The organism is Parabacteroides faecalis, assembly GCF_022809355.1.
Classification (GTDB): Bacteria; Bacteroidota; Bacteroidia; order Bacteroidales; family Tannerellaceae; genus Parabacteroides; species Parabacteroides faecalis.
Window position 1 is genome coordinate 21,901 of the sequence record NZ_JAKZMM010000050.1, and the last position, 6,718, is coordinate 28,618.

Here is a 6,718-nt window from a genome sequence, read left to right on the forward strand (position 1 = left end):
TTTAGAACATATAAATCATCGCCGCTAATATACGGTGATTGGTTACAGTATGTGTGTCGTGAATACATCCTCGGTTGTCGGCTGTACCGAACCAGCCGGTCGAAGGACTGTATTCGAGTCCGAATTTCCAATGAGGCAAATTATAAGAAAGCTGGAGATCAACAGTCAGTAATTGTCCGACTTCCAGTCCAGTTCCGTACTGATTGATGATGTCTTCGCCTGTACCCAGATTCTTCATATAGCCGACAAAAAGGCCTTGTTTCCATTTCTGTCCGTGAACAACATTCAGCCATGTCATCGAATGCCGGAACGGTGTGTAGGTTTGTTCGCCAGTCCGGTCGTCGATACTCGTTACTCCATAACCGCCCAGCATGCAGGTATGTGTCATGTTTTCGCCTAACGTACTTTTGGCGGCTACTAACCAGTCGGGCGTTTTATACCGGAGATGTGCTTCAAAGCTCATGGATGTGATCCGTTCATCCAGCTTATACACCTTGCCATCAACCGTATTCTGTGTACGAGGCTTCAGGGATAAAACTTCAGCTCCGATACCCGCCTGAAAGTTTTCATGTTTGTAATCGATGCCGGCATAGAATTCCGGGATACAACTGTTCTTGATATATTCTTCGCTTTTCCCGTTCGGTCCGTTCGACAGATATTGTAATTGCCAAAGAGCCGCACCGGTCAGTTGCCAGTGTCCGTTGTCAAAACGATAACGGATCTGCGGAGCCCGGCTGAAAGCATTAAACGGTGCACCCGTATTCAGGTTCAATACCTGCGGATAAATATCACCAAAGAAAGGGTGCCAGGTTTGTCCCAACAGCAAAGCCGATTGCTTCCAGGCCAGATTTACATAGGCATGACGGATACGCAGAATAGCAAACGAAGTACCCGTTCCGCGAAAGTCTGTTTCAATCTTGGCAGATGTGGCAATCTTCCCGATGGAAGGTCCCGTCATATCAATACCCAAGCGAGAATATAATAAGTAAAAGCTACTGTTAGATTGTGCATTTAAGTCGTTTCCATCCGCATCATAGGCATGATCTTTCGGATAAAGATGAAACAAACCATCTACAATTTCTCCGTTAGCCCTTGAATTATAAAACAAATCTCCTCTGACTTGTCCATAAAATTTGTACGTGAAGTTTTTCTTTTGTGCAGCACCTGTAAACACCAGACAGAACAATAATCCTGCCAGCCACCATTTCCTGTTCATATTCAAACCATTGTTTAGACGGTGCAAAAGTAGCCTTTTATTTTGTATTTATAGGACTTTGTTGGCTTAGAAATAGTACATCATCAGCCCTAAAATACGGAAATTTGTCACGGTATGTGTATTTTCTACGCGTCCGTTACGGGCATTGACATCGCCATACCAGGCTGTTCCAACAGATCCTTCGAAGCCGAATTGCCAATGTGGTAGGTTATAGGATAAATTTAAATTGGTAATGAGCAACTGATCAATATCCAATCCCATACCATATAATGTTTCTGTATCGGCCAGGCTTTGTCCGGTACCTAAATTCTTGGTATATCCGACAAACAAAGCCGGTTTCCATTTCTGTCCGTAGGTGAAGTTGATCCACGAAGTTGATTGCCGGAAAGCCGTATATTCCTGCTTTCCATTCTTGGAATCAACAGAATGAATGCCATATCCTCCTAAGAGTGCCGTATGATCCAGTGCTGAGGCCAACAACGTTTTGGCTGCTACCGTAAAATTAGTTCCGGTGTATTTCGCATGTGCTTCATAGGACGTGGTTGTCATCCGTTCATTCACTTTATAGATTTTTCCTTTCCATTCCGATTGTTTACGGGGTGAAAGAGAAATCAAATGGGCACCGGCGCCGGCAATCCATCCATTATCATGCTGCCAATCTGCACCGAGATAGAATTCGGGCACGCAACTGTTCTTCATGTAATCTTCACTCATTCCGTCTGGTCCGCTGGAAGTATATTGCATTTGCCAAATAGCCGATGCGGTTAAAGTGATCTCTTTTGTCTTATATTGATAGCGTAACTGCGGACTTCGGTTAAAGGGTTGGAACGGAGCTCCGGTGGAAAGATTCAGAATATCCGGGAAAACGGAACCAAACAACGGATGCCAGGTTTGTCCGATCAATAACTGATGTTTTTCCCAGTCGAGGGCTACGTATGCTTGTCGGATACGTAACAAAGCCACATTCTTGGAGAATCCGCCAAAATCTGTCTCTACTTTTGCTGAAGTCTTCGCGGTTCCGACCTGAGGACCTTTGACATCCAATCCTAATCGGGTGGTAAAAGTATAGAAACTGCCGTTGGGACCGGCATTGATATCCTTGCCTTCTGCATCCGGAAGTTTATCCAAAGGATACAGATAGAAGTTTCCATCGACGGGAGCCATGGTTGCCCGTGTGTTATAAAACAAATCACCTCGTACGAAACCATAGAATTTATACGAGAAGTTAGCCTTTTGTCCTTTGATAGGGATACTAAAGCATAAGGTGGCTAATAGTAATAGAATAGAGGGTTTCATGATTCAAATTGTTACGAATTATTTCTGTTTACGCCCCAAATATATATATTTCTTTTAAATTCATTTGAATAAAGGAATTTTATTTGTTCCTTTGCCTATGAAATAAGCTGAATAAATTGTTAACACGATAATAAGATGAACACAAAGAAGTTTTTATTAGAGGAAAAGGACATACCTACTGCATGGTATAATATTGTTGCAGACATGGAAAACAAACCCATGCCCATGTTGAATCCGCAAACTAAAAAGCCGCTGACGGAAGAAGATATGTATCCGTTGTTCTCGAAGGCGGCTTCTCATCAGGAAATGAATACAACGGATGCTTGGATTGAGATTCCTGAAGAAGTTCGTGATTTATATAAGGTTTGGCGCCCTACTCCTTTGGTTCGCGCTTACGGTTTGGAGAAAGCACTGGATACACCGGCTCATATTTATTTCAAGAATGAAAGTGTTAGCCCGATCGGTTCACACAAACTGAATTCTGCCTTGGCTCAGGCCTATTATTGCAAGCAGGAAGGTGTAACCAATATTACAACCGAGACAGGTGCCGGTCAGTGGGGTGCTGCTCTTTCGTATGCAGCCAAGGCATTTGGATTGGAATTGGCTGTCTATATGGTAAAGGTCAGCTATCATCAGAAACCTTATCGCCGTTCGATCATGCAGACTTTCGGAGCACAAGTAATAGCATCTCCCAGTATGAGTACACGTGCCGGACGAAAGATTCTAACTGATCATCCGAATTATCAAGGTAGCTTGGGTACTGCTATTTCCGAAGCAGTTGAGTTGGCAATGAGTACACCTAACTGCAAATATACGTTGGGTAGTGTCATGAATCATGTGATGCTGCATCAGACAGTCATTGGTCTGGAAGCTGAAAAGCAGATGGAAATGGCTGGAGAATATCCGGATGTAGTGATCGGTTGCTTTGGTGGTGGTTCTAACTTCTCCGGTATTTCCTTCCCATTTATCCGTCATAAACTGAAAGAAGGCAAGGATGTTCGTATTATAGCTGCCGAACCGGCTTCTTGTCCGAAGCTGACTCGCGGTCAGTTCCAGTATGACTTCGGAGATGAGGCTGGTTATACACCGCTGATTCCGATGTTTACTTTGGGACATAACTTTGCTCCTGCCAATATTCATGCCGGTGGCTTGCGTTATCATGGTGCAGGATCTATTGTCAGCCAGTTATTGAAAGACAAACTGATGGAAGCTGTAGATATACAGCAATTGGAAACCTTCCAGGCTGCTACATTATTTGCCCAGAGTGAAGGAATTATTCCGGCTCCCGAATCATCTCATGCTATCGCTACGGCAATCCGCGAGGCAAACCAGGCAAAACTGGAAGGAAAACCTCGTACAATCCTGTTCAATCTGTCGGGCCACGGCTTAATTGATATGGCAGCTTATGATATGTACCTGGCTGGAGATCTCCGGAATTATGAGGTAACAGATGAAGAAGTAAAGAAGAATATCAGTGAACTGGAACATATTATCTGATACTTTGTCATAACGAATATACAAATCCCTGAGATAAGGAACTTTATCAATCAGTTCTGATATCTCAGGGATTTTCTTGTTTATAAGAAGGATCGGAATTTATTCGTCGGTCTTGTTATTGACTTTCGGTCGTAAACAGAATAATTGTAGCAAGACAGCCACGGCAATGACAATACTCAGCAAGGCAAAGTCGTAGCCTAAATGTCCGCCATCCATCGATTCTCCCAGGAAGGACGTGATCAGAGCTCCGGCAAAAACTCCCGTCATATTCATAATACCGTATGCGGTGGCTCTTTGACTGGCGGGAACAAATTGGCAAAGAATAGGCATATTGTTTGCATCAAACATACCGTAACCCAAACCAAAACATAGTCCGCCGCTCATGATCAGAAACAGATTATGTCCGAATCCCAGCAGCAATAATGCAGGAATGGTCAGAGCCAGGCCGATAACTCCGGTATAAACTCTTCCTTTGATATTCTTCTGTACCCATTTATCGGATAAGATTCCACCGGCAATAACACCGACGAAGGAAGAAAAGGCTATGGTAAATGTCGATAAAGGACCAGCTTCTGCCATATCCAGATTCAGATTCTCGGCGAATAAGGTAGGTAACCAATTCTTGGTTGCCCAACCCGGAAGACTGGAAGCGGCAAAGTAGAACAGGATAACCCAGAAAGAAATATTAGCCATTAACATTCCTATGCCTCCAAACAGGTTTTTGGCTGACAGTTTTTCTTCAGGTTTCTGGGAGACTTTACGTATGAATTCATTTTCTACATCATGCATGAACAGGATAAGGATAATACTGTAGGCAATACCGATCAGTCCGAACCAATGGAATGTTGTTTCCCAACCATAAGACGAAGCAATTGTAGCTCCGAAGCCGCCCAACGCTTGTCCGATATATAAACCGGTCATATGTAATCCTACTGCCAATGAGCGGGATTTGTCAGTATGGTAATCTGCTATAAGCGATAATGCTGCAGGTATGTACAAAGCTTCACTGATACCCATGATCGCACGCAGGTAATAAAGTTGCTGGAAGTCGGAACAATATCCCATCATGAGTGTAACGAAAGACCACACAAACAGGCTTCCCACAATGAGCCATTTCCGATTGATGCGATCGGCTATCATTCCGGCAATCGGACTCATAAATCCGTATATCCAAAGGAAGATAGCCATTAACCGGCCAAAGTTGGCAGCCGATTGCAATTCTGCTATATCTACCATCATGGCTGCTTTCATTGTGGAAAGCATCTGTCTGTCCATGTAGTTTAATAAAGCTACAATCCAAAGTAGCCCTACTACGATCCAAGGATAATATTTGTGTTTTTTCATACACGCACAATCATTTGTTGGTTGTTAACTTAGATTCAAGTTAGGAATCTATTTGTTTATCTCTTCAACGAAAGGAACTGCTCACGTTGATTTAATAGACAAACCAAGGAGTTTATTTAAGTATTAATAGATCAAAATGGCCTGACAAGCCTTTTGTTTATGCTTATTTGTTACATCTTTCAAAGAAATGAATGGCCTCCAGCTCAGCTTTCATCTTCCGTTCTTCCTCGTCGGTCATGTTCTGGAAAGGAACACGGTTCGGACCCAGATCTAAACCTATCAGCTTCATAATTCGTTTACCTGCAACGATATTTCCACGGTAATGACAAATGACATTGATGACTGCTTGTGCAAAGTTCTGTTTTTCGCGGGCTGTTTCCAAATCACCTGCGGCCCATGCTTCCAATATACCCACCAATTCTCGGCCATTATAATTGGTTGTTCCACCAATACCACCTTGTGCGCCGCCCATAGCTAATGACGGAAGTAAGGTTTCATCCTGCCCATGAAGCATGTCGTATTTGCCGTCTTTATATAAACGGCATTGATTGTATTCGTATAAACTTTCGTAAGTATATTTGATTCCGGCGAAATTAGGAATAACCCCGTCAACAGCAGCCAAGAAAGCAGTCATGGATAGATAAGCTCCGTTGAAAGCCGGAATATGATAATAGTAGAAAGGTAATTGGGGAGCGCCGGAAGCTATTTCCTTACAATACGCGACAAGCTCTTCTACCCGGTTGATCTTTGGAAAAGGAGTTGCCATCGCTCCTATTCCCCATGCTCCTATCTCTGCAGCATGTTCTGCCAGTTTGCGACTGGATTTTGCGCACGTGCTGCCGACATGTACGATGACTTTAAAGTCTTTTGGAACGTCTGTTATCCATTTTTCAGCCAGTTTCATCCGTTCTTCATCGCTAAGCAAGTAACCTTCTCCGGAGGAACCGTTGATAAAAACACCTTTCAGCCCGTTTCTTGCCAATAAATCTGCATACGCCTGAATGGGTTCATAGTTTACTTCCCCATCAGGTAACATGGGAGTAAACGGAGCATCAATAAGTCCTTTTATCTTTTCCATATTTCTACTTTTTCTTATTGTTACCGCAAACATACATATTAATCTTTAATAATAAAAGAGAATTTATCGTTTTTATACACGAAATAAGGAAAGAATAAGACAGAAAATTAAAAAATAGGTAGAAAAGATACGGGCTTTTAATTATTTGACATCTGTCGGAAAGCTTTACCACATTAGCAGGGCTGACGCATTACAATCATTTTTTACTGGAATCTATTTTATTACAAGGAGGATTCCAGTCTGCATCAAGTAGTTCTACGAGGAAATCAGAATTCCATCCTGCCATT

5 protein-coding genes are annotated in these 6,718 nt (G+C 42.8%); 1 reads left to right on the plus strand and 4 read right to left on the minus strand.

Annotation, left to right across the window (positions count from 1 at the left end):
- Position 1 precedes the first annotated feature (1 nt).
- Together MUN53_RS15390 and MUN53_RS15395 are read right to left on the minus strand one after the other, a co-directional pair.
- On the minus strand, positions 2-1,216 hold the full coding sequence (locus MUN53_RS15390; RefSeq protein ID WP_243326386.1) for a DcaP family trimeric outer membrane transporter: 1,215 nt from the start codon (positions 1,214-1,216) through the stop codon (positions 2-4).
- A gap of 66 nt (positions 1,217-1,282) precedes the next feature.
- Positions 1,283-2,512 carry a hypothetical protein gene (locus MUN53_RS15395; RefSeq protein ID WP_243326387.1) on the minus strand — a complete coding sequence of 410 codons (1,230 nt, stop codon included), beginning with the start codon at positions 2,510-2,512 and terminating at the stop codon, positions 1,283-1,285.
- Positions 2,513-2,647: 135 nt separating this feature from the next.
- Here MUN53_RS15395 and MUN53_RS15400 point away from each other — a divergent pair, with 135 nt between their 5' ends.
- Positions 2,648-4,009 (plus strand): TrpB-like pyridoxal phosphate-dependent enzyme, encoded by a 1,362-nt coding sequence (locus MUN53_RS15400; protein ID WP_022455895.1) that lies wholly within the window; start codon positions 2,648-2,650, stop codon positions 4,007-4,009.
- A gap of 99 nt (positions 4,010-4,108) precedes the next feature.
- Here the strand turns inward: MUN53_RS15400 and MUN53_RS15405 are convergent, their stop codons facing one another.
- Together MUN53_RS15405 and MUN53_RS15410 are read right to left on the minus strand one after the other, a co-directional pair.
- Positions 4,109-5,353: an MFS transporter gene (locus MUN53_RS15405; protein ID WP_243326388.1), complete on the minus strand. Its 1,245-nt coding sequence runs from the start codon at positions 5,351-5,353 to the stop codon at positions 4,109-4,111.
- 163 nt (positions 5,354-5,516) lie between these two features.
- The gene (locus tag MUN53_RS15410) at positions 5,517-6,431 is read right to left on the minus strand and encodes a dihydrodipicolinate synthase family protein (protein WP_243326389.1); all 915 of its coding nucleotides are present in this window, start codon (positions 6,429-6,431) and stop codon (positions 5,517-5,519) included.
- Positions 6,432-6,718: the final 287 nt, after the last annotated feature.